This window comes from Niveispirillum sp. CC-CTL257 (genome assembly GCF_059489915.1).
In genome coordinates, this window is the sequence record NZ_JCAJXE010000003.1 from 240,417 (window position 1) to 263,886 (window position 23,470).

22 protein-coding genes are annotated in these 23,470 nt (G+C 61.9%); 14 read left to right on the forward strand and 8 right to left on the reverse strand.

Annotation, left to right across the window (positions count from 1 at the left end; genetic code table 11):
• Positions 1–157: 157 nt before the first annotated feature.
• Positions 158–2,065 carry a 1-deoxy-D-xylulose-5-phosphate synthase gene (locus ABC729_RS17825; protein WP_495608951.1) on the reverse strand — a complete coding sequence of 636 codons (1,908 nt, stop codon included), beginning with the start codon at positions 2,063–2,065 and terminating at the stop codon, positions 158–160.
• 190 nt (positions 2,066–2,255) lie between these two features.
• Positions 2,256–2,744 carry a c-type cytochrome gene (locus tag ABC729_RS17830; protein WP_495608952.1) on the reverse strand — a complete coding sequence of 163 codons (489 nt, stop codon included), beginning with the start codon at positions 2,742–2,744 and terminating at the stop codon, positions 2,256–2,258.
• 59 nt (positions 2,745–2,803) lie between these two features.
• Here ABC729_RS17830 and ABC729_RS17835 point away from each other — a divergent pair, with 59 nt between their 5' ends.
• Positions 2,804–3,250, forward strand: a complete 447-nt coding sequence (locus tag ABC729_RS17835; RefSeq protein WP_495608953.1) for a TspO/MBR family protein — start codon at positions 2,804–2,806, stop codon at positions 3,248–3,250.
• On the opposite strand, the gene ABC729_RS17840 is transcribed toward ABC729_RS17835, so the two are convergent.
• The 6 genes from ABC729_RS17840 to ABC729_RS17865 all read right to left on the reverse strand — a co-directional run bounded on the left by ABC729_RS17840 (position 3,217) and on the right by ABC729_RS17865 (position 9,442).
• Positions 3,217–3,516: a hypothetical protein gene (locus ABC729_RS17840; protein ID WP_495608954.1), complete on the reverse strand. Its 300-nt coding sequence runs from the start codon at positions 3,514–3,516 to the stop codon at positions 3,217–3,219. The genes ABC729_RS17835 and ABC729_RS17840 overlap by 34 nt on opposite strands.
• Positions 3,500–4,765 carry a geranylgeranyl diphosphate reductase gene (locus tag ABC729_RS17845; protein WP_495608955.1) on the reverse strand — a complete coding sequence of 422 codons (1,266 nt, stop codon included), beginning with the start codon at positions 4,763–4,765 and terminating at the stop codon, positions 3,500–3,502. Before ABC729_RS17845 ends, ABC729_RS17840 begins: the two co-directional genes overlap by 17 nt.
• Positions 4,766–4,768: 3 nt before the next feature.
• Entirely contained in the window at positions 4,769–6,154 is a 1,386-nt protein-coding gene (locus tag ABC729_RS17850; RefSeq protein ID WP_495608956.1) for a BCD family MFS transporter, read from the reverse strand.
• Positions 6,155–6,164: 10 nt separating this feature from the next.
• Entirely contained in the window at positions 6,165–7,085 is a 921-nt protein-coding gene (gene chlG / locus ABC729_RS17855; RefSeq protein WP_495608957.1) for a chlorophyll synthase ChlG, read from the reverse strand.
• 141 nt (positions 7,086–7,226) lie between these two features.
• On the reverse strand, positions 7,227–8,663 hold the full coding sequence (gene ppsR, locus ABC729_RS17860) for a transcriptional regulator PpsR (protein WP_495608958.1): 1,437 nt from the start codon (positions 8,661–8,663) through the stop codon (positions 7,227–7,229).
• The gene (locus ABC729_RS17865; protein WP_495608959.1) at positions 8,660–9,442 is read right to left on the reverse strand and encodes a cobalamin-binding protein; all 783 of its coding nucleotides are present in this window, start codon (positions 9,440–9,442) and stop codon (positions 8,660–8,662) included. The genes ppsR and ABC729_RS17865 overlap by 4 nt, the downstream gene beginning before the upstream one ends.
• Before the next feature lie 393 nt (positions 9,443–9,835).
• Here ABC729_RS17865 and bchF point away from each other — a divergent pair, with 393 nt between their 5' ends.
• Genes bchF through acsF form a run of 13 tightly spaced genes read left to right on the forward strand, consistent with a single transcriptional unit; the run spans position 9,836 to position 23,464 of the window.
• The gene (gene bchF, locus ABC729_RS17870; RefSeq protein ID WP_495608960.1) at positions 9,836–10,375 is read left to right on the forward strand and encodes a 2-vinyl bacteriochlorophyllide hydratase; all 540 of its coding nucleotides are present in this window, start codon (positions 9,836–9,838) and stop codon (positions 10,373–10,375) included.
• Complete coding sequence (locus ABC729_RS17875) at positions 10,375–11,682, forward strand: ferredoxin:protochlorophyllide reductase (ATP-dependent) subunit N (RefSeq protein ID WP_495608961.1); 1,308 nt, start codon at positions 10,375–10,377, stop codon at positions 11,680–11,682. Before bchF ends, ABC729_RS17875 begins: the two co-directional genes overlap by 1 nt.
• Positions 11,679–13,232 (forward strand): ferredoxin:protochlorophyllide reductase (ATP-dependent) subunit B, encoded by a 1,554-nt coding sequence (gene bchB / locus ABC729_RS17880; RefSeq protein WP_495608962.1) that lies wholly within the window; start codon positions 11,679–11,681, stop codon positions 13,230–13,232. The genes ABC729_RS17875 and bchB overlap by 4 nt, the downstream gene beginning before the upstream one ends.
• The gene (locus ABC729_RS17885; protein ID WP_495608963.1) at positions 13,204–15,165 is read left to right on the forward strand and encodes a cobaltochelatase subunit CobN; all 1,962 of its coding nucleotides are present in this window, start codon (positions 13,204–13,206) and stop codon (positions 15,163–15,165) included. Before bchB ends, ABC729_RS17885 begins: the two co-directional genes overlap by 29 nt.
• On the forward strand, positions 15,047–16,978 hold the full coding sequence (locus tag ABC729_RS17890) for a cobaltochelatase subunit CobN (RefSeq protein WP_495608964.1): 1,932 nt from the start codon (positions 15,047–15,049) through the stop codon (positions 16,976–16,978). Before ABC729_RS17885 ends, ABC729_RS17890 begins: the two co-directional genes overlap by 119 nt.
• Positions 16,979–17,019: 41 nt before the next feature.
• A complete protein-coding gene (gene bchL / locus ABC729_RS17895) occupies positions 17,020–17,904 on the forward strand; it encodes a ferredoxin:protochlorophyllide reductase (ATP-dependent) iron-sulfur ATP-binding protein (protein ID WP_495609521.1) in 885 nt (294 codons plus the stop codon).
• A gap of 12 nt (positions 17,905–17,916) precedes the next feature.
• On the forward strand, positions 17,917–18,630 hold the full coding sequence (gene bchM / locus ABC729_RS17900; RefSeq protein ID WP_495608965.1) for a magnesium protoporphyrin IX methyltransferase: 714 nt from the start codon (positions 17,917–17,919) through the stop codon (positions 18,628–18,630).
• Entirely contained in the window at positions 18,627–20,066 is a 1,440-nt protein-coding gene (locus ABC729_RS17905; protein ID WP_495608966.1) for a BCD family MFS transporter, read from the forward strand. The genes bchM and ABC729_RS17905 overlap by 4 nt, the downstream gene beginning before the upstream one ends.
• A gap of 35 nt (positions 20,067–20,101) precedes the next feature.
• Positions 20,102–20,887 (forward strand): photosynthetic reaction center subunit H, encoded by a 786-nt coding sequence (gene puhA / locus ABC729_RS17910; RefSeq protein ID WP_495608967.1) that lies wholly within the window; start codon positions 20,102–20,104, stop codon positions 20,885–20,887.
• A complete protein-coding gene (gene puhB, locus ABC729_RS17915) occupies positions 20,884–21,555 on the forward strand; it encodes a photosynthetic complex putative assembly protein PuhB (RefSeq protein ID WP_495608968.1) in 672 nt (223 codons plus the stop codon). Before puhA ends, puhB begins: the two co-directional genes overlap by 4 nt.
• 6 nt (positions 21,556–21,561) lie before the next feature.
• Entirely contained in the window at positions 21,562–22,059 is a 498-nt protein-coding gene (gene puhC, locus ABC729_RS17920; RefSeq protein ID WP_495608969.1) for a photosynthetic complex assembly protein PuhC, read from the forward strand.
• Positions 22,056–22,361, forward strand: a complete 306-nt coding sequence (locus ABC729_RS17925) for a hypothetical protein (RefSeq protein ID WP_495608970.1) — start codon at positions 22,056–22,058, stop codon at positions 22,359–22,361. Before puhC ends, ABC729_RS17925 begins: the two co-directional genes overlap by 4 nt.
• Positions 22,358–23,464 carry a magnesium-protoporphyrin IX monomethyl ester (oxidative) cyclase gene (acsF, locus tag ABC729_RS17930; RefSeq protein WP_495608971.1) on the forward strand — a complete coding sequence of 369 codons (1,107 nt, stop codon included), beginning with the start codon at positions 22,358–22,360 and terminating at the stop codon, positions 23,462–23,464. The genes ABC729_RS17925 and acsF overlap by 4 nt, the downstream gene beginning before the upstream one ends.
• The last annotated feature ends 6 nt before the right edge of the window (positions 23,465–23,470 follow it).

The following is a 23,470-nucleotide window of genomic DNA, read 5'->3' on the forward strand; positions in this document are numbered from 1 at the left end:
CGCTTGGCCCCTTATCGTCCTTGCTGGCCATGTCCCCCCCTCGGTGCTTGGCCTGGGAAGTATGGCTTCCTCATGGCGCGAGATTACCCCATCCCTACGATTCTGCAATTTTTTTCAGCTGTGATTTGACCCTGATCATTGTGCTGGTTTGTGCTTGTCATTCCGCTGCAATGCCGCGAACATCCGATACTTGCCCTTCTCTGCCGGAATAGGGCAGGGGGGATGCACGCGCCTGGTCGCGAATGTCGAGTGCGCTGATGACCAGCCGTTCAATATGCTCGGCGTTCAGATTGGCCATCCGGTACATTTCTTCTGGTGATGCGTGTCCCATGAAGCTGTCTGGCAGCGTCATGGTTCGTATCCCGCACCGGCCGTCCAGCATCCCGCTAGCCGCCAGGTGATGGAGGACGAGCGCCCCAAATCCACCCGTGGCCCCCTCCTCAATCGTGATCAGGAGACGATGACGCGACACCAGCTCTTCGATAAGCGCGGTGTCCAGGGGTTTCGCGAAACGCGCATCCGCCACGGTGACCGAGATACCCCGGCAGGCCAGCGCCTCACGCGCCGCCAGACATTGCCCCAGTCGCGTGCCGAAAGACAGAAGGGCGACGGTTGATCCGTCTTCGACCACGCGCCCCCGACCGATCGGCAGGACCGTTCCGCGTGCGGGAAGTGGTGTGCCAGAACCCTCACCGCGTGGATACCGGAACGCAATCGGCCCGCTATCGTGGGCTGCGGCTGTCGCCACCATATGGACAAGTTCCGCCTCGTCGCTGGCGGCCATTACAGTGAAGCCCGGAAGGTTCGCAAGATACCCGATATCAAAGGCACCGGCATGGGTGGGGCCATCGGCACCGACAAGGCCGGCCCTGTCGATAGCGAAACGCACGGGCAGTCTTTGCAGGGCCACATCGTGGACGATCTGGTCGTATGCCCGCTGCAGGAATGTGGAGTAGATCGCACAGAAGGGCCGCATTCCGCTGGCCGCCAAACCGGCGGCAAAGGTCACTGCATGCTGTTCCGCGATACCGACATCGAAGGCACGGTCGGGAAAGGCGCGGGTGAAGAGATCAATGCCCGTTCCTGCGGCCATGGCTGCCGTGATGCCAACGATACGGCCGTCATTCTCAGCCTCGGCAATCAGCGCGTTGGCAAAAACCTTGGTGAAGCTGGGTGCTCTGCTGGGCGATTTTGCCTGTACCCCCGTAGCGATATCGAAAGGGGAAACACCATGCAGTTTGTCTTCGGCCTTTTCGGCATGGACATAGCCCGCCCCTTTTCGGGTCAGTGCGTGCAGAAGGACCGGGCCGTTGGCGTCACGTTTCAGATGGCGCAGGGTGTTGAGCAGTCCCTTCATGTCATGCCCATCCACGGGGCCGTGATAGGTGAAGCCCATCTGTTCAAACAGGCTGGTCAGGCCTGTGGGTGTCATGTCTCCCGCGCCGGCACGCGATGGCCCGGCGAGGCGGTCCAGATGAGATGCCAGGGCACCCGTCGGCGGCGAGATGGACATGGCATTGTCATTGAGGATGACAAAGAGGCGGTGACCAAGCGCGCCGGCATTGTTGATCGCTTCGAATGCCATGCCGGCGGAGAGGGCACCATCACCGATGACGCAGATCACGTCGCCCACATCGGCACCCAGTTCCCGCGCAGCGGCAAAGCCCAATCCGGCAGAAATGGATGTGGAGGAGTGTGCGGCGCCAAACGGATCATGGCTGCTTTCGGCGCGTCGCGTGAATCCCGACGGCCCGCCTTTTTTTCGCAGCTTACGCATCGCGGCACGCCGACCGGTCAGCACCTTATGGGGGTAGCATTGATGACCCACATCCCAGATCAGCTTGTCGTGCGGCGTGTCGAAGACAGCATGCAACGCGACGGTCAGTTCCACCACCCCGAGACTGGATCCCAGATGTCCGCCGGTTTCAGAGACGATAGACAGCGTTTCCGACCGAAGCTCGCCGGCAAGCTGTATCAGGTCGTCATCCGACAGGGTCCGAAGGTTCGATGGCTCCCGGATGCGATCCAGCAGTGGTGTCTGTGACGATACGGATAACTGCCCCATTGCGTATCCTCCCGCGCATGAACATGCGCCCGCAGGTGATCCCTGCCGTCATTCTGTATGGGTGCCCTTTGCCTTTCCGGCGGGGCGTGTCAAGATTGATAGTCAGGGAAACCGGCTGGAGTGTAAACTTTTATTTACACTTTTTCAGATTTTGGTGCCGGCTGGTGAACAAACCGGCACCAGACCATTCTCACTTATGAGGGCTGAACTGTTTCAGATAGGCGATTACGTCGATGATTTCCTTGTCTGTTTTCAGACCAGGAAAGGCCATCTTGGTGCCGGTCACAAGGGTTTTAGGGTTGGGGAGATAGGCCTTCAACAGCGTCTCGTCCCAGATTTTGCCCACCCCAAAATCCACCATTGATTTGGAATATGTGTAACCCGCGACCGTTCCCGGTTGCCGGCCGAACAGGCCCAACAATGACGGGCCAACCTTGGGTTGGTCATTGTCGGCATTATGGCAGGCCATACATTTGTTGAAGACCAGCTTGCCGGCTGTCGCGTCGCCTTCCTGGGCAGTGACCATCGTTGGCAAGAGGGTCAGGGCAATGACGCTGGTGAGCGTCAGGATTCTGGACATGCTTACCTCCTGTGGTGAAGTCCTGAATTTTCCAATCGATTGAGCAGAAGCAGCCAGTTGGGTCTGGCTGTGCGACGCCGCATAGACCGGCAGGATCATTGCGGATTGCGTTTGTTCGTTTAGTGTCTCAACTGCCCATCGGGTTGGAGGAGGATTTCATGGCGGCACTGGTCTTTATCGTTATCGTCGTGATAGCCGCATCCAGCGGGGCTATTTTCAAGCCGGGCGAATGGTACGAAAGCCTTCGTAAACCGGCCTGGACGCCACCAAAATGGGCCTTTCCGGTGGTCTGGACGCTGCTGTACGCGGCAATGGCCTATGCCGGCTGGCAGGTTTGGACCCTGTCGGGCTTGTCTGTGCCAATGGCGTTCTGGGGCATTCAAATCGTCGTCAATGCCATGTGGTCATGGATGTTCTTCGGATTGCGCCGGATGCGTCTGGCCTTGGCCGACATTGCGGTCCTGTGGGCGTCGATCCTGGGCTTCATCCTCACGTCCTGGCCGATCTCGGAATTGGCGGCCGCGCTTTTCCTCCCCTATCTGGTGTGGGTGACGATTGCCGGGTTCCTCAATTATTCAGTCCTGCGGTTGAACAGCCCCTCGTGATCTGGTTCGCGCATGACGATATCGATGGCATGCGCCACAAGTGACGCTGCCAACAGCACCAGTATCCAGATAGGGCCATGTCCGCGAAGGGCCAGTCCCAGGGCTGCGAGAAGACAGGTCCCTGAACAGGCATTGGCGCAAAGAGCGCGAAAGCGCCGCAATGGCGCGCGCGACCTTAAGCAAAGGAACGACGTTTCCGTCCACAGCACCAGAATGGCGAAGAGGCAGATCCAGCCATTATTGAGCCCTTCAAGCAACAGTGTCATGCCCACCCGCCCGAATGCCGAACAATGCTTTGAGATCCTTGAAAAACACCCGGATATGGGCCAGAGGATCCCGCCGTACCAGCGCCTTGTTCAGGTAGGATTCCCATGTCAGACGCTGGACATCCGGGTCTGCACACATGGCAACGAATTTTTCCCGGAACCGGTCACTGCGATACCAGACGGCCTGCATGATGCCGAGGATGAAGAACACGCGGCCATGGGCGCGCATGAAGCGCCGCCGTGCCTGTTTCAAATCAGCCGGCTTCATCGTTTTCAAGAAGGAATCGACGGCGTCGGCGCAGAGCCGGCCGCAGAGCATGGCATAATGAATCCCCTCGCCAGAGGCCGGGGCAACCGTGCCTGCGGCATCTCCGGTCAGTAGGACATTTCGTCCATTGTCCCATCGCCGCATGGGCTTCAATGGCAATGGTGCCCCTTCCCGACGAACCACCCTGCAAGGGCCGAGCCCGGCTGCCTCCCGCAGATCCTTCGTCGCGCCGCGCAGATCATGCCCTTTCATCCCCGACCCGCAGCCAACCGAGGTGTGGATGCCATGGGGAAAGACCCAGCCATAGAAGTCCGGCGAAATGCGGCCATCATAGATGACGTCGCAGCGGTCCGGCGTGAAGGCCGGGACCTCGCCTTCTGTCGGACTTTCAACAATCTCGTGGTAGGCGAAGACATAGGGCGGACGCTTGTTCGCAGCGAACATCAGGCGACGCACAGTGGAATTGGCACCATCGGCACCGATAACCACCCGCGCGTGCAGGGTCAGCGGCGGGGAGGCGGGATCGGCATCGGCGGGGGTCAACGACAGTTGCAGCGTGCGATCAGCACGTTCATCCATTGCGATCAGCTTGCCCTTGAACAGCCGGGCACCCGCCCTTTCGGCCCTGGCGCGCAGATAGGGATCGAAGCTGGCCCTGTCCACCATCCCGACAAAACCGATGGCACCGATGCGCATCTCCACCGCGCGACCGGACGGGGCGATGATCCGTGCGGCGTTCGCACGGGCGACCAGCATGTCTTCGGGTATGGCGAAATCCGACAGGGTCCGCGATGGGATCGCCCCGCCGCATGGCTTAATGCGGTTACCCGGGTCAACCAGCAGGACCGTGCGCCCCATCTTTACAAGGCTTTCAGCCGCCATCGTGCCACTAGGACCGCCGCCGATGACAGCGACATCATACAAGTCGGGCCATGCAGGGCGACCTTCCGCCCGGTCGGGGTGGGTCGGGGCCGTGTCCATCGCTTACTCCGCCGCCTGGATGGAGGCTGGCCCGGACCGCAGCGCTACCGATGGCCTCCGTTGACGCCCGATCCGCAGCGCCACAATCGCAGAGGCCAGAAAAAGCAGGGACTCCAGAGCGAAAACCGTCCCAAAGGCGCTGCCATCATCGCCCGTCACCGCCCGACCAATATCCAGCGCGACACTGCCCAACAGGCCGCCAAGCCCAAAGGATATCGCCTGGGCCGCACCCCACACACCCATACGCATGCCGGCATTGCCGGTCCTGCCGTGCGTCGCCAGCTGCATCATCGTGCCGATGGCCGCGACGGCAAACATGCCATTGGCAAAACCCAGAGCAAAGATATGCGGGCTGAGCGGCCAATGCGGCGCGACCGTGGCCGCCAGACAAAGCAGCGCCAGCGCCACGGCGGAGCCAAGGCATCCGATGATGATGAACAGTCTGGCCAAGCCGGGCACCCGGCGGCTGAAGAAGAAGCCACCAAGCCCGACGATCGCCATACCTGCAAAAACACCGGCATGCTGCATACCCGACAGCTGCGTGGATTGGCCCGGCGTCATGCCGAACAAGATGCCCGCAAAGGGTTCCAGGATCAGGTCCTGGGTGGAATAAGCCAGCATCGACATGGCAATGAACAGCGTGAACAGGCGCGCCTCTCCGTCCCGCCAAACTTCCCGAAGGCTGTCGCTGAACCGCCCCGGTGGCGCGTTGGCTGCCCCGGCAGATGCAACGGCCGGCTTGCGTTCAATGCCCAGTACCGACAGCCAGGCAATACAGAACGCGACAACGCCGGTCGCCGCCGTGACTTCGACAAGGCGCAGGTGGGTGTAGGGCTCCAGCACGATGCCGGTAACAACGGAGGTCACGATGATGCCCATGACCATCATCATCCAGGTGATCGTGGCAGCCGTGGCCCGCCGTTCCGGCGATGTGCGCGTGGCAATCAGCGCCAACAGGGAGGTTCCGCTGGCCCCGATCCCGACCCCGATCAGGACATAAGCCACAAACACCACCGCGAGGCCCAGGGCATGGTTCTGTGAGAAAATCAGCGTCGTGGCGGAGGCAAGCGTGCCCGCAAAAGCCAGCAGCGCCAGACCGGCCAAAATCCAGATTGTTCGTGACCCGCCAGTGTCGGACCGATGTCCCCACACGGGCCGAGAGATCTGGACCGCATAATGCACCCCGACCAGGAGACCTGGAATAACAGCGGCCAGCCCCAGTTCGACGATCATCACGCGGTTCAAGGTGGAGTTGGTCAGAACCACAATCGCGCCCAGTGCAGCCTGCACCAGCCCCAGGCGCAGAATGTCGAACCACCCGAGCCCTCCGCCTGCGCTGGCCTTCTGGCGACCATCATGGTGGGAAACAGGCTGCGCATCCATGCTCATGACCTTGTCCTCAACCAAGAGAGTTGGTGAGCGCGGCGGTGCGCAGGCCAAAGGCGGCGACCATCATGCCCGTAACATAAAGACCGACGCCGACGGATGAATACCAGACAGCCCGACCGACCGGATCACTGAGGAAACGGCGCATGCAGGCCAACTGGATCGTCAGCACAAGGGCGACCCCCGCCGCATGAAACGGCAGGGTCAATGAGGCCAGAAGCCCAACCACGGCCAGTTGCGGCAGTGCCATGACGATACAGGCAATCCGCGCTGCCGCCGGTGCGCCGTGCAGGACCGGCAGTGTGGAGATATTCATTTCCCGGTCGCCCCGGATCGACTTAAAGTCGTTCAGCGTCAGGATACCGTGCGCGCCGACGCCATAGAGCGCGGCAACCAATAGGACATTTGTATCAGGCATCAGCCCCGTCATCGCCGTTGCCGCCGTGATCCAGGGCAGTGTTTCATAACTCAGCCCGACAGCGCCGTTGCCAATCCAACCATTCTGCTTGAAGCGGAAGGGGGGCGCGCTGTATCCCCAGGCCAGCGCCAAACCCGCCAATGCCGCCACAAAGACCAGCGGTCCCAGCAATGCCGCGACAGCGGCCGACAGCATCGACATCAGAAGGGCGATATAAAGCCCCCAACGGCCAGGCATCCGACCAGAAGGGATGACACGATCCGGCTCGTTGATGGCGTCAACATGGCGATCGAACCAGTCATTGACGGCTTGGCTGGTGCCGCAGAGCAACGGGCCGGCCAACAGGATGCCAAGGGCGGCATTGAGAGCGGCAGTGCCCAGTGACTGGCCCGACGACACAGCACCGCAGGCATAGGCCCACATGGGAGGAAACCAGGTAATGGGCTTCAGAAGCGCGAGCACCGCAGCGGGGCCCGGCCAATCACGCCTTTGTTGATCTGTCTGGGTGATTTCCATGAGGCGATGCTATGCCCGCCCCAGCACAAGTGTCAATCTGAATTGACAGTATTTCGATTGACACTCGCACTCACGGCGAACCTTCTCGCCGCGTACCCTGCGCACGATCTGTTGATCACCCTGGGCGGATCATGGGAACCGTCAGTTCGAGGGACGGTAATCTTCCAGGCCGTGTCGGCGCAGCTTGATATAGAGGCTCTGACGCGAAAGGCCCAGCATCTCTGCTGCGGAAGCGCGGTTATTGTTGGTCTGGTCCAGCGCCGCCTCAATACAGATTTTTTCGATCACTTCCAACGACTCGCGGACGAGATCCTTCAGCGGCACACGGCCCACCAGATTGGCGAACCCGTCGGCCTGATCGGGTGAGCCCGGAGCCGGAATGGTTCGCCTGTCGATGCTGACAGGCTGCGGAACCACGATCACCTGGGTCAGGCCAGATTCAGGATTGCGACGGGCGGACATCAGCACAGGCCGGTCGCCGGAGAGATTATCCGTCAAGGTGGTCGTAAAGCCCCGCACCACCTGCTCTTCCGCCAGACGCGAGTAGAAGACGTGCAGATCAAGCGAGGTTTTGGAGAACCAAGTCCCCAGGCTGCGACCGACCACCTGCGACAAGGAGGGGGCCTGCGCCAAGTCGAGGAACAAGGTATTGGCGGCCACGATCTGCCCTTGATCGTTTGTCTGAACCGCTGGTTCCGGCACATCGGCGAGGTCGACCTGACGCTCGTTGCGCTTTTCCACCTGTGTGGAACCCGCTTCCGCCGCGTCCCCGGTCTGCCAGGCAGAAATGATCAGGTTCGTGACGCCGTTCTCCCGATAGGATCGCAGGCTGAGCGAAATGGCGTCACCCTTTACCGTTTTGAGCGTGTCCAGCCGAACGGGTGCTGCGCTGTGCCGCGCCTCGCCGATCGCATCCCCCAATATTTCCCGGTCCTGCTTGCGGAAAAGGTCGCGGAACGGCTTGCCGACAATGCCCGCAGCGCCGCCACCGATCAGGCTTAGTGCGGCGGCATTGGCATCGAGAACCGTCTTGCGCTCCCCGTCCAGCATGACATGCGCGATGCTGGAAATGCGGAAGGCTGTCCGATACCGCGCCTCGGCCTCCTGAAGTTCCCGATAGTCGGCTTCCAATTCCATCTGCGTTTCGACCAGACGCTGCTGGTCCAGCATCTGCTGGCGCAACTCCCGACCAATGACGAGCGTATAGGCAAATCCTTGTGCGGAGAAGATGGAGTAGAGAACCGGCAGGTCGGGCCGGCCATCGCAACTATGGTTGATCTGATATCCCCTGGCCTGCCGCGCGCTGTCACGACCGGCCAGCATCGCGTCAACCTTTGGAACAGATTCGATGGTCACCAAGTCCCGTAGGCGTTGCCCAATCGCCTTGTCCAAACCATAACGACCGATTTCCGGGTCGGTATAATGAATGCGGGCAATCTTCTGATCCTGATCGATCAACAAAACGATATCGGCACCAAGGCCGACCAAGGCCACAATTGAATCGGCATCCAGCGACTTCAGCAGGCTGACTGCAACTTCGGCACCGTGCATCGCGTTCTTACCGTTATGGGGCTTCATCGTATCAGCCAATCAGGTCTGCCAGCACGGGCAAAGACCTTGTGGCCAGATGCCTGTGCCTGTTGGCCGATCGCTTCCAGTTCATGAAACTTCTCTAATATCCTAGAAGCGGAATAAACACTGTCACATACGCAGTCAATCCCCAAACCCACAAGAAAATCAATGGAATCCAGGGCGGCGACGCCGCCTGCGACAATCGGCGTTCGCGAAGCCGGCCCCAATGACCTCGCGGTGGTAACGATATCTTCGAATTCCTTCTTTAGGCGCTGATTGCTCCAACCAATGCAGATCATGTCCGCCCGCTTAAACGCAGAACGCAGTTCTGCCCCCTTTGGGTCTTTCCCTTCCAGGACCTGGCTGGTCCAGCCCATAGTGTCGAACAGAAGTGCCAGGATATGTTGAGCCAGCGTGTGCTGCTCCCCCATTGGCGTCGTGATGACTACGAAAGGCGTCCAGGCGCGGGAGCGCCGACTTCTGAATTCAAAAGAAAGCAGCCTGATTATTTCCTGAAGACGCGCGGTGCCGATGGTCACATCGATGAAATCGCAACTGTCATCAACCCACTTCTGTCCTAACAGACGCGCCGCGGCCTCGACAAAAAGCACTGTAACAATATCGGGCTGATCGGCGGATATCTCCCGCCGCATGAACTCCCGCAGGGAGGAGGCCCGTATCCCCGGGCGTGTAACCTCGGCGCAGAATGTGGCGAGAGCGGCGTCGTAGCGACGATCATGCTCCAACCCCAATTCATACCGCATTGCCAGTTTCTCGGCCGTCATTGGTGCCACGGTCCTCTGGATGATGCGGTTCAGTTCGTACCGATCACTTGATGCTAGGTACTCTCCTTGTCCCTGGCGGGCAAGCTTTACCCCTCCAGCCGGTCCGTCGGACCTCAGGGTCGTTTGCTCACAATAGTGGCTGTCGGCGTCGATGAATATCCTGCCCATCTGCTCGCGCTGGAACGCCCCCCTGTCAACCCAGAGCCTGCGCGACGCCAGGTGCGGACGGGGTGATTGCGACCGACACGCGAGCGGGCATCCAGAGAATGGCGGGCCCGGCATAAGATGTAAATAAATATTTACGTCAACTTAGATTGACACTTTTGCCATGGCGAGGATACTCTTTCTGATCTCGATGACCCCGCGACATGCGGACGGGGAGAAGGAGAGAGCGTGATCGGTAAGATCCATCCATCGCATCCCGGCCCGGCGCTTTACACCGACGAGGAAAGGCGGCGGCGTGACGCGAGCGGATGGACCCTGGTCCAGGGCGTGCTGGCACCTGTCCAGTTCCTGGTTTTCCTGGTCAGCCTGGGGTTGATTGTCCGGTATCTGTCGACCGGCGACGGCTTGGCGATGGCCCAGATGTCGGTGGTGGTCAAAACGCTGACGCTTTACGCCATCATGATCACCGGTTCCATTTGGGAACGGCGAGTGTTTGGCGTCTATCTCTTCGCCCGGCCCTTCTTCTGGGAAGATGTCTTCTCCATGCTGGTGCTGGCCCTGCACACGGCCTATCTGCTGGCGTTGTGGTCTGGTGCCCTTGGTTCAAATGGTTTGATGCTGCTGGCACTGGCGGCCTACGCCACCTACATCGTCAATGCGGGACAGTTTGTCTGGAAACTGCGTCTGGCCCGGCTGGATGCGGCCCGGCGGATTGATGCAGCCACGAGCAGTATGGATGCCGGTCTGTCAGCGGCGGGGAGGGTGTAATGAGCATGCCCCAGCTTGCCACCTGTACCGAGCCGCCTGCCGCCGTACAGCCCATCCGGCAGCGCGGCCAGCATGAGGTTTTCTGCGGTCTCACCTCCATCATCTGGCTGCATCGCAAGGTGCAAGACGCATTCTTCCTGGTCGTTGGTTCGCGGACCTGTGCGCATCTGCTGCAATCGGCAGCAGGCGTGATGATCTTCTCCGAACCGCGCTTTGCCACCGCCATCATGGAAGAACGGGATCTGGCCGGGATGGCCGACATGCATGATGAGCTGGATGGAGTTGTGGCGCGTCTGCTGGAACGCCGGCCTGATATCCGCATGCTGGTTCTGGTCGGTTCCTGCCCGTCGGAGGTGATCAAGCTGGATCTGTCGCGGGCGGCCACCCGCCTCAATGCTGTGCATGCCCCCCGCCACCGCGTGATCGCCTATTCTGGCAGCGGGATCGAGACAACCTTCACCCAGGGGGAGGATAACTTCCTCGCCGCCCTGATCGCCGACAAGACAGCGTCGCCGGCTGCGGGCATGCCCGCGAGGCTGGTGGTCGTCGGTTGTCTGGCCGATGTGGTGGAGGATCAGTTCTGTCGCCTGTTCGCGGAACTGGGTCTGACCGGGGTGGTGTTCCTGCCCGGTCGTGACGCCATCAAGGGGTTGGTCATGGGGCCGGATACCCGCTTCATCCTGGCCCAGCCCTATCTGGGGGCTACCGCCGCCGCACTGGAAGCGCGCGGGGTGCGGCGTATCGACTCCATTTTCCCGTTGGGTGCAGAAGGAACATCCGCGTGGCTGCGCGCCATCTGCACCGCCTTCGGCGTGGATATGGCGCGTTTCGATGCGGTGGTGGCACAGCCGAGCCGCCGGGCGGCAGAGGCCATGGCGCATTACCGGCCCTGGCTGGAGGGACGCAGCGTCTTTTTCTTCCCCGATTCCCAGATGGAGCCGTCGCTGGCCCGGTTCCTGGCCCGTGAAATGGGATCGGAACTGCTGGAGGTTGGCAGCCCGTATCTGCATCGTGAGCATGTGGCGGGCGAACTGGCGTTGTTACCGGCGGGTGTGCCCATCTCTGAAGGTCAGGACGTGGACCTTCAGATCGACCGCTGCCGTGATGCCAATCCCGATCTGATTGTCTGCGGCCTTGGCCTTGCCAATCCATTCGAGGCAGAGGGGCGGGTCAGCAAATGGTCAATCGAGTTCAGCTTCACGCCTATCCAGGGCTTTGAGCAGGCCGGTGATCTGGCGGAGCTGTTTGCACGGCCCCTGATGCGCAACGCGATCCTCAGCGGCGACCGCCGGGAGGCCACGCGATGAAGCTTTCCATGTGGACCTACGAAGGCCCGCCGCATGTGGGTGCCATGCGCATCGCCGCTTCGATGAAGGGTGTGCATTATGTGCTGCACGCGCCGCAGGGCGACACCTATGCTGATCTGCTGTTCACCATGATTGAACGGCGGCAATCGCGTCCGCCCGTCACCTACACCACCTTCCAGGCCCGCGATCTGGCCGGGTCGACGGCGGATATCTTCAAGAATGCCTGCCGTGACGCCGTGGCCCGGTTCGCACCGGAAGCTTTGCTGGTGGGAGCGTCCTGCACTGCGGAACTGCTCCAGGACGATCCGGGCGGGTTGGCCCGCACGCTGGATGTACCGGTGCCGGTGGTGCCCCTGGAACTGCCTTCTTATCAGAAGAAGGAGAATTGGGGCGCTGCGGAGACGTTTTACCGTCTGGTGCGCGCCTTCGTGGGCCGTGCGCCGCGCCCGGAAAACATCCCGGCCAACAGTTGCAACATCCTGGGCCCCACCTCGCTGGGTTTCCGTTGCCGCGACGATATCACCGAAATCGTCAAGCTGCTGACCGAGGAAGGGTTGGATGTGCGCGTTGTGGCCCCACTGGGTGCTGCGCCGGCTGATTTAGCCCGCCTGCCGGAAGCGGCGTTCAACATCGTTCTTTACCCCGAAATCGCCGATGTCACGGCCCGATGGCTGAAAACCGCGCATGGGATGCCGTTCATATCGACCATTCCCATTGGCGTCGGGGCCACGGAACAGTTTCTGACCGAGGTGCGGGCGCTGGCCGGACTGTCGGCGCAGGAGAGTCCCCGCCGTGACCGTCTGACCTGGTACAGCCGGTCCATTGACAGCAACTATCTGACGAATAAGCGAGTTTTTATCTTTGGCGACGCCACCCACGCCATCGCCGCCGCCAGGATCGCGTCGGAGGAACTGGGCTTCCGCGTCTGCGGCCTGGGCACCTATATGCGGGAATTTGCCCGCGATGTCCGGGATGCGGCGGCCAAGTACGGGGTGGAGGCGCTGATCAGCGACGACCATCTGGAGGTGGAGACCGCCATTGTTGCCGCCCGGCCCGAACTGGTGCTGGGTACACAGATGGAGCGGCACATCGCCAAACGGCTGCGCGTGCCCTGCGCCGTCATCTCCGCGCCCACGCATGTGCAAGATTTCCCCGCCCGCTACTCCCCGCAGATGGGGTTCGAAGGGGCGAATGTCATCTTCGACAGCTGGGTTCATCCCCTGATGATGGGGCTGGAGGAACATCTGTTGCAGATGTTCCGCGACGATTTCGAATTCAATGATGGTGCCGCCGCCTCGCACCTGCATCCGCAGGCGCCGGCTGTCAAGCTCGTGGCGGAGCCGCCGCAAGCGGCCCCCGCCATCGCTGTTACCGCCGCCGTAGGGGTGATCGCCACCTGGACGCTGGAGGCCGAAAGGGAGCTTCAGAAGGTTCCGTTCTTTGTCCGGGGCAAGGCCCGGCGCAATACCGAACTCTTTGCCCAGGGCAAGGGGATACATCCGATCACCGTGGAGACGCTGTATGACGCGAAAGCCCATTTCGCCCGCTGACAGCACCCCGGTCCGGGTGGTGCTGGTCACGCTGGACAACCACATTGTGGCGGCAGTGGATGCTGCCCGGCTGGCGCTGACGCGGGAGTTGCCGGGACTGACGCTGACCGTGCATGCCGCCACCGACTGGGCAGAGAATGCGGGGCGGCTGGCCGCCTGTCGGTCGGACATCCTGAATGGCGACATCATCATCGTCTCCATGATCTTCGTGGAAGAGCATGTGAAGGCCATTGCCGACGTGCTGGAGGCCCGGCATCGCGACTGTGACGCCATGGTCTGCTGCATGTCGGCCGGTATGATCATGAAATTCACCACCATGGGCCGCTTCCGGATGAGCGGTGAGCAGAAGGGTCCGCTGGCCTTGTTGAAGAAGCTGCGCGGGTCCAGTTCCCGGGGCGGCATGGACAATGGCAAGACGGCGGGGGAGCGGCAGTTGGCCATGCTGCGCCGCCTGCCGCAGCTTCTGCGCTTCATTCCCGGCACGGCCCAGGATGTGCGCAACTACTTCCTGACCCTGCAATACCGCATCGCCGCATCGGAAGAGAATGTGGCCAACATGGTGCGGTTGCTGGTCGCGAAATATGCCAAGGATGACCGCAAGGGCCTGCAGACCCGGGTCACGGTTGGCGATCCCGTCGAATATCCCGATGTCGGCCTGTATCATCCGCGTCTGAAACCGCGCGTCACCACGCAATTATCCGCCTTGCCGCAGCCGTCTGCGCCCAAGGGCACCATCGGCCTGCTGCTGATGCGCACCTATATCCTGTCGGGCGACACGGCGCATTATGACCGGGTGATCGCGGCACTGGAGGGGCGGGGATACCGCGTCGTTGCGGCCTTCTGCAGCGGTTTGGATATGCGCGGTGCGATTGAGCGTTACATGGACCCGGTGGGCGGTGGCACGGCCATTGACGCGCTGTGTTCCCTGACCGGTTTTTCGCTGGTGGGCGGCCCTGCCTACAGCGACAGCGCCGCTGCGGCCCGCACATTGGCAAAGCTGGATGTGCCTTACCTTTCGGCCTTCGTGACAGAGTTCCAGTCAAAGGAAGGCTGGCAGAAATCGGGCCAGGGCCTGACGCCCATCGAAACCACGCTGATGGTGGCGATCCCGGAACTGGATGGTGCCACAGGCGCCATGGTCTTCGGCGGCCGTTCCGAAGGTGGCACCAAGGCCAAGCCCTGCAGCTGTTCCCGGCAGTTGGGCGAATGCCCTGCTGCCCGTGCCTGCATGCAGCCGGATGATGAGCGGGTGGAGTTGCTGGCCAACCGGCTGGCGGCCATGGTCGATCTGCGCCGCAAGCAGCGGCGGGAGCGACGCATCGCCGTTACCCTGTTCAACTATCCGCCCAACAGCGGCAGCATCGGTACTGCCGCGTTCCTGGCGGTGTTTGAAAGCCTGCATGCCACCATGAAGCGGCTGGCCACCGAAGGCTATGAGGTTGCCGTCCCCGACAGCGTGGATACGCTGCGGACCATGCTGCTGGAAGGCAACGCGGTCTTCCACGGGACGGAGGCCAATGTTCATGCGGTTGTGACCGCCGACGAGCATGTGCGCCGGGAACGCCATCTGGCCGATATTGAAGCACAATGGGGACCAGCACCAGGCCGTATCCTCAGCAACGGGCGTGGCATTTTCGTGCTGGGTCGGCAGTTCGGCAATCTGCTGGTCGGGCTGCAACCCTCCTTCGGCTATGAAGGCGACCCGATGCGCCTGCTGTTCGAGGGCGGGTTCGCCCCCAACCATGCGTTCGCTGCCTATTATACCTATCTGCGGGAGACGTTCCGCGCCGATGCCGTGCTGCATTTCGGCACGCATGGCGCGCTGGAATTCATGCCGGGCAAGCAGACAGGGCTGTCGGCCACCTGCTGGCCGGACCGCATCCTGGGTGCCATGCCCAATATCTATCTCTACGCGGCCAACAACCCGTTCTGAGGGTTCCATCGCCAAGCGGCGGTCGGCGGCCACGCTTGTCAGCTACCTGACCCCGCCCATCACCCAGGCCGGGCTGTATAAGGGGTTGAGCGAGCTGAAAGTCAGCCTGGATCGCTATCGTGCGGCAGAGCCAGAAGCCGCGACGGAACGCAGCCGCATGATGGCCCTGATCCGTGTCCAGGCCGAGCAACTTGACCTCAGCCCCGCGCCACCCAATGCCGGTGAGGCGCAGGTGGTGCAGTATCTGATGCAGCAGATGATGGAGCTGGAATATGCGCTGATCCCGCATGGCCTTCATGTCGCGGGCCAGGGGATGGGACGTGCGGAACGGCTGGAACTGCTGGATCATATCGTTGCCGGAATGGAGGATGCGGCCTTCCTGCGCACCGATACCGCACTCACCACCGCGATCGTGGATCAGGACAGCCGCGCCATCGACATGACCCTTCGCGGCGCGGATGAGGGCAAGCGCGCCACCGTGGCGCGACTGTCGGCCATGAATGAGGGCCTGCTGCATAATGAAGAACTGGACGGTCTGGTCCGTGCCCTGGATGGCCGGTTCATCATGCCGTCACCATCGGGTGACCTGCTGCGCACGCCCGATCTGCTGCCCACCGGGCGCAATATCCATGGTTTTGACCCGTTCGGCATCCCCAGCGCCTATGCGATGCAGGATGGCGAGCGGCAGGCGGGCAAGGTGCTGGAACGGTATCGCCAGATCGACGGGCGTCTGCCGGAAACGGTCGCCATCGTGCTTTGGGGTACGGACAATCTGAAGACCGGTGGCGCGCCGATGGCGCAGGCCCTGGCCCTGATGGGCGCCCGTCCCCGGCTGGATGCGTACAACCGCGTCTGCGGGGCCGAACTGATCCCGTTGGCGGAGCTGAAGCGGCCCCGTATTGATGCCGTCATGACCCTGTCGGGCATCTTCCGTGACCTGCTGCCCATCCAGGCCAGCATGCTGGCGGAGGCCAGCTATCTGGCGGCCACGGCGGATGAGCCGGTGGAGATGAACTATATCCGCAAACATGCGCTGGCCTATTGCGAGACGCATGGCTGCGTGCTGGAGGCGGCGGCCTATCGCGTGTTCTCGAACGCCGAAGGGGCCTATGGCGCCAATGTGAACATGCTGATCGGTTCCTCATCCTGGACGGACGATGAAGAGATCGCGGAGACCTATACCCAGCGCAAAAGCTTCGCGATTAACCGCAAGGGCAAGAGCAGCAACCAGGCCGCCGTGCTGGACTCCATTCTCAGCGACGTGGACATGGCCTACCAGAACCTCGACTCTGTTGAGGTCGGCGTCACCACCATCGAACATTATTTCGACACGCTGGGCGGTCTGACCAAGGCTGTTTCCCGTGCCAAGGGCGATGCTGCTTTGCCGGTCTTCATCTCCGACCAGACGCAGGGCGAAGGCAAGGTCCGCACGCTGGGCGAACAGGTGGCCCTGGAAACGCGTACCCGCACCCTGAACCCGAAATGGTTCGAGGGCATGCTGAAACATGGGTACGAAGGGGTCCGCCATATCGAGGCGCAGGTGACCAATACGCTGGGCTGGTCGGCGACCGCCGGCGGTGTGGACCCCTGGGTCTATGAACAGATGACCGAGACATTCGTGCTCGACCCCCAGATGCGCCAGCGTCTGTCGAGCCTTAACCCCGCCTCTACGGCCCGCGTCGCGGCCCGGTTGATGGAGGCGCATGAGCGCAATTACTGGCAGCCGGACACCGAGACCCTGGCCGCCCTTAAACGGGCCGGTGAGGAGCTTGAGGACCGTCTGGAAGGCGTGGCAAGGGAGGCTGCCGAATGAACATACAGATCAATACCAAGACGGTTGAACGTGATACGCGAATGGTACAGTCGCTGCGCGAACGCGCGGATGGTGAGGGCAGCGTTCAGGTCCATCTCGATCCGACCATGGAGATTGATGGCGCCAAGGTCTTCGCCGTCTATGGCAAGGGTGGGATTGGTAAATCCACCACCTCGTCCAACCTCGCGGTCGCCTTCTCCAAGCTGGGCAAGCGGGTTTTGCAGATCGGCTGCGATCCCAAGCATGACTCCACCTTCACCCTGACCAAAAGCCTGATCCCTACGGTCATCGACGTGTTGGAGAAGGTGGGGTTCCATTCGGAGGAGCTGCGGCCCGAGGATTACATGGTCCAGGGCTATAACGGTGTGCAGTGTATCGAGGCGGGTGGACCGCCGGCGGGTACCGGCTGTGGTGGCTATGTGGTGGGGCAGACGGTCAAGCTGCTGAAGGAACACCACCTGCTGGATGATACCGACGTTGTGATCTTCGACGTGCTAGGTGATGTGGTCTGCGGTGGTTTTGCCTCCCCCCTTCAGCATGCCGAACGCGCCGTGATCGTGGCGGCCAATGATTTCGACAGCATCTTTGCCATGAACCGCATCGTGGCGGCCATCAAGGCCAAGTCGAAGAATTATGAGGTGCGGTTGGGTGGGGTCATCGCCAACCGGTCGCGGGAAACCGATCAGATCGACCGCTATAACGCCGCTATCGGCCTGAAGCGTCTGGCCCATATCCCGGACAGCGATCAGGTGCGCCTCAGCCGTCTGAAGAAAAGCACACTGTTCGAAATGGGTGACAGCCCGGAGATCGTGGCCATCCAGCAGGAATATCTGAAACTGGCCGAGACGCTGTGGGCCGGCACGCCGGGGTTGCTGGTGGAGCCGATGAAGGATCGGCAGATTTTCGACTTCCTCGGGTTTGAGTGACAGGGGCCCGCAATGACGCATGTCGACCACATACGCCGGACCGGAGAGATCGAACATTACTTCGATCGTACCGCGTTGGACGCCTGGAAGAAGCTGACCGGTGAACAGCCGGTCAGCGGCATTCGCGCGACGGTCCGCAGGGGCCGCGACACAATGCGTCAGATCATGATGGGCTGGCTGCCGAAGGATCTGACGGGCTGGCGCATCCTGGATGCGGGTTGCGGGTCGGGGGTGATGTCGCTGGACCTGATGGATCGTGGTGCGGACGTGCTGGGTATCGACCTGTCGGCGCAAATGGTGGATTTCGCCCGTCAGCGCGCGGCGGAGCATCGCCCGACCGGCGCGCATCGGGGCACGGTGCAGTTCGACAGTGGCGACATGCTGGATACGCGTCATGGTCGTTTTGACGCTGTCATGGCTATGGATGTGCTGATCCATTACGATGCCGCGCATGCGACCCGTGTGCTGGAGCAGCTGGCCGCCCGCGCCGACCGGAAGATGGTCTTCACGCTGGCACCGGGATCGCGGTTCCTGCGCACCATGCTGGCGGCGGGTCGCGCCTTCCCGCGCGGCAACCGCTCCCCCTCCATCTATCCCGTGGATACCGATGATCTGGTCGCCAATCTGGTTACCCGACCGGACATGAAGGGCTGGCTGGTCGGACGGACAGAGCGTGTCTCCATCGGGTTTTACAAGTCCCAAGCCATGGAGGTCTTCCGGCCATGAGCATGGGCACCGCCAACCGCAGGATCATCGGGCTCTGGCAGAAGCTGGGGACCCGATACATGCCGTTTGCGGATGCGGCGTCGGTCGAAATGCCGCTGTCCCGGTTGTTGCGTCTGGCCCTGTTCCAGATTTCGGTGGGCTGCGTCCTGGTACTGTTGAACGGCACCTTGAACCGGGTGATGATCGTTGAACTGGGCGTTCCAGTCGAACTCGTCTCTGCGGCTATCGCCATTCCGGTGCTGGCGGCCCCGTTGCGGTTGTTCTTTGGCTACCGGTCCGATGCGCACCGGTCAGTGCTGGGCTGGCGGCGCGTTCCTTATGTCTGGCTGGGCAGCCTGTTGCAGTTCGGGGGGCTGGCTATCATGCCGTTTGCCCTGCTGCTGCTGCAATCACAGACGGTGGGGCCGGAATGGGCGGGCGCTGTGGGTGCCTTTGCGGCCTTCATGCTGACCGGCTTTGGCATGCATATGTCACAGACGGCAGGTCTGGCGCTGGCAAGCGATCTGGTGCCGGCGGAGAAGCGGCCACGGGTCGTGGCCCTGCTCTATGTCATGCTGCTGGTCGGGATGATCGGGGCCTCTGCCTTCTACTCTGTCGCCCTGGTCGATTTCTCCGCCATGCACCTGATCCAGGTGATCCAGGGTACAGCGGTGTTCACCATCGTGCTGAACGTCGTCGCTATCTGGAAGCAGGAGGCGCGGAACCCCGCACGGGTTGCGGAGCGCGGTACCCGCGCCGACTTCTGGGAGGCGCTTAACCAATATCGCAGCGATCCAGGTACCGTTCGCCTGCTGCTGGCGGTGGCGGTGGGATCGGCGGCCTTCTCCATGCAGGACATCCTGCTGGAACCCTATGGCGGTGAAATCCTGGGCATGTCGGTGGGGCGCACGACGCTGCTGACCGGCTTCTGGGCTGCGGGCACCATGGCCGGCTTTGCCTGGGCGGCGCACAGCTTACACGCGGGCGGTCAGATGTACCGTATCGCCGCGCGCGGCCTTCTGATCGGTATCTCCGCCTTCTCTCTGATCATCCTGGCGGAACCGCTGGGTATGCGGAACCTGTTCTATGCCGGCGCTGCCGGTGTGGGCCTTGGCGGCGGGTTGTTTTCCGTTGGCACACTACTGGGTGCCATGGCGCTGTCGGCGCGGTCGGAAAACGGCATCGTGGTCGGTGCCTGGGGGGCGGTACAGTCCACCGCCATGGGGTGCAGCCTGCTGGCCGCCGGCCTGATCAAGAATGGCGTCAACAGCCTCGCGTTGGATGGCCGGCTGGGCGAGGCGATGATGACCCGCGCTTCGGGTTATCTCACCGTCTACCTGTTTGAAATCGTGCTTCTTTTTGTCTGTCTGGCCGTGATTGGTCCCCTGACGGGGCAGCACTGCCGGGCGGTCGGTTCTGGTGACATGCGTTTGGGCCTGGCGGAGATGCCCGGCTGATCGCCGGCGCAAGCGCCATCATTGGAGGGACAAAAATGATCGGTTCTCTCGGCGGCAGCCTTGATGTGGCGCAGATGGTGCTTTACGCCTTCTGGCTCTTCTTTGCGGGTCTTCTCTGGTACCTCCGGCAGGAGGACCGACGGGAGGGCTATCCGTTGGAGGAGGATGCGACAGGGCGGTACAACAAGAACCCGTTCCTGTTTATTCCGCCCAAAAAGACCTTCGTCCTGCCACATGGTCAGGGTGCCAAGCAGGTGCCGGACTTTGTCCGCGATACGCGGCCCCTGTCTGCCAAGCGCTTTGCCAAGGCACCGGGTTATCCGATCGAGCCGCTGGGCAACCCGTTGCTGGCCGGTGTCGGCCCCGGTTCATGGGCGGAACGGGCGGAAACACCGGACATGACGGCCCATGGCGACCCCCGCATCGTGCCGCTGCGCCATGCCGAAGGCTTTGCCATCGCCGAGGGGCAGACCGATCCCCGCGGCCTGTCGGTGATCGCCTGTGACGGTAAGGTTGCCGGCACGGTCAGCGATGTCTGGGTGGACCGGTCCGAACATCTGATCCGCTACTACGAGGTGGCGATTGGATCCGCCGACGGGGCGCGGAACGTTCTGCTGCCCAATAACTTCGTTGTGATCCAGACTGGGCGCGGCAATCGCCGTCAGCTCTATGTCCACGCCATCACGGCGACACAGTTCGCCGACGTGCCGGCAACGGTCAATGATGGGACGGTGACGCTGCGTGAGGAAGACAAGATCGCCGCCTATTACGGTGCCGGTCTGCTGTACGCCGTCAGTGACAGACAGGAGTCGCTGCTGTGAAACAGTTCGTTGCCCGTGAACATGAGATAGAACCGGTCGCCGGCCTGCCGGAACACCTTCCGGCGGGGGAGGAAATCCTCTGGCAGGGGCGGCCGTTGGCCCGGCTGGTGACCAAGCATGTGCTGAAAAGCACCTGGATCGGCGGCTATTTTGTCGTGCTGGCGCTGTGGGCTGCGGCGGCAGGTGTGGCGGATGGTCAGCCGGTCGGCGGTATCCTGTTTTCGGTTGCGGTTCTGACCGGTTTGGCTGGCTTGGCGTTGGGCCTGCTGGAACTGTTCGCCTGGGCGGTGGAGCGGACGACGCTCTATACCGTGACCAGTGAACGGGTGGTGATGCGGTTCGGCGTCGCGCTGTCGATGACGCTGAACCTGCCGTTCTCCCAGATTGATACGGTGGCGCTGGGCCGTCTGGGGGGAAAGGCCGGCACCATCGCCATGGCCCTGCGCAAGGGATACCGGCTGTCCTGGATGGTGCAATGGCCGCATGTGCGCGGCTGGCGCTTTGCGTCACCTGAACCCAGCTTGATCTGCCTGCCCGACGCCGAAGCAGTCGCAGCCGTCCTGACGCTGGCCTATGGACAGCATGCCAGTGCGCGGTCCGGCCACCCGCGTCTGCTGGTGGCGGCGAATTCCGTTGAGACCGTCCCGCATGCTGTTGATGCGGAATAGGAGGGGATGATGCCATCCGCGCTCAGCCTTGGTTATCTCGACAGCCGGAAGCGGCGGGGGACGAACCGGTTCCCGCGCTGGATATTGCTGTCCACCGCCACGCTTCTGATCTTCGCCACCGCCGCCGTGATGTTCGGTCAGGAGACCGGGATCGGCGTGGTGCGTGAGGAGGCGAGCCGCCCGGTCGCCATCCGCGACATCACCATCACCCGGGCACCGGGCGACAGGGTGACGGTCACAGATGCCACGACGGGTGCGGTGATCGCCGATTATCCCGTTGACGAGGGTGGGTTCGTGCGGGGATCGCTGCGTGCCTTTGAACGGATGCGCGATGTGGCCAAGGCCCCCAAGGATGCGCCCTACCGTCTGATCCGCTGGGAATCCGGGCGGGTCAGCCTGTCTGACACGGCGACGGGTGAGCGCATCTATCTTGACGCTTTCGGTCGCGACAATGCGGCAGCGTTTGCAGCATTGCTCGGTCTGCAAGGGGGACCAAGGCCATGAACCCTGTTTTTGCCTTGATGCGGCGGCGCGAGACCGTCGATTGCACCGTTGAGATCAACAATACGTTCGAGGCGTTGGGCGCGCATCTGCGCTTCGACAATGGCGTCATCGTCCATCCGGGTGACGAGGTGCTGGTGCATGGCGCCCCGGTCCAGGTTCCCTATGGCCAAAGCCGCAGCTTCCGCCGGCAGGCCACCATCACCCGGGCCGGTGCGCTGGAACGCGCCTGGATCCGGGCGACCGGCGATCTGGACATGCTGGAACTGTGCGAATTCAACTTCACGGAGAGGGCATTGTCATGAGCAACGCATTGAAGGCCGATCTCCACGACCATGAACCCTCCATTGAGGAAAAGCTGGCCGCAGTCAATGACACCACACGCAGCGCGTTGGTCTCCACCATGCTGGCACCACGCTTTTACACCACCGATTTCGACGAGATGGACAGGATCGATGTGGAGCCGGTGCGTGCTGAATGGGACGCCCTGATCGCACAGATGCGCAGCGACCCGAACCGGGGCCATTTCCGTCGCAATGCCGATTGGGACCATATCGACATTAATGAACTTGAACCGGCGCTGCGCGAAGAGTTGACCGATTTTCTGGTTTCTTCGCTGACGTCGGAATTTTCCGGCTGCGTCCTTTACAAGGAAATGAAGCGCCGGGGGACCAACAAGGAAATCTGTGAGCTATTCGGCTATATGAGCCGGGATGAGTCCCGCCATGCCAGCTTCATCAATGATGCGCTGAAGGATTTTGGCATCGGCGTCAATATGGGCTTCCTGGCTAAGGCTAAGAAATACACCTACTTCAAGCCGAAGTTCATCTATTACGCCACCTACCTGTCGGAAAAGATCGGCTATGCCCGATACATCACCATCTTCCGCCATCTTGAAAAGAACCCGGATCGCCGGTTTCACCCGATTTTCAAATGGTTCAAGGAGTGGTGTAACGATGAATTCTCGCATGGCGAGGCCTTCTCCCTGATCATCCGCTCCGATGAGCGGCTGTTGCAGGGCGTGAACAAGCTTTGGATCAAATTCTTCCTGCTGGCCGTGTTCGCCACCATGTATGTGCGCGACCATATGCGCCCGGCCTTTCATGCCGCCATGGGCGTGGATATCGATGATTACGATATGCGTGTCTTCCGCCTGACGTCGGAGATTTCGCGCCAATGCTTCCCGCTGGTCCTGGACCTGGATAATCCCGCCCTGTGTGAAGGGTTCCGTCGGATGGAGCGGATCAACCGTCGCATGATGGCGGCCAAGCGGCGCGGTGGCGTTGTGGGCGCGGCCGGCAAGGCTCTCTGGGGGGCGGCTGCGGGTGTCAACTTCCTGCGCATGTACATGATCCCGGCAAAGACCAATGCGATCCCCGCGACATCGCGCCTTCAACCGGTCTGGTAGGGCGTC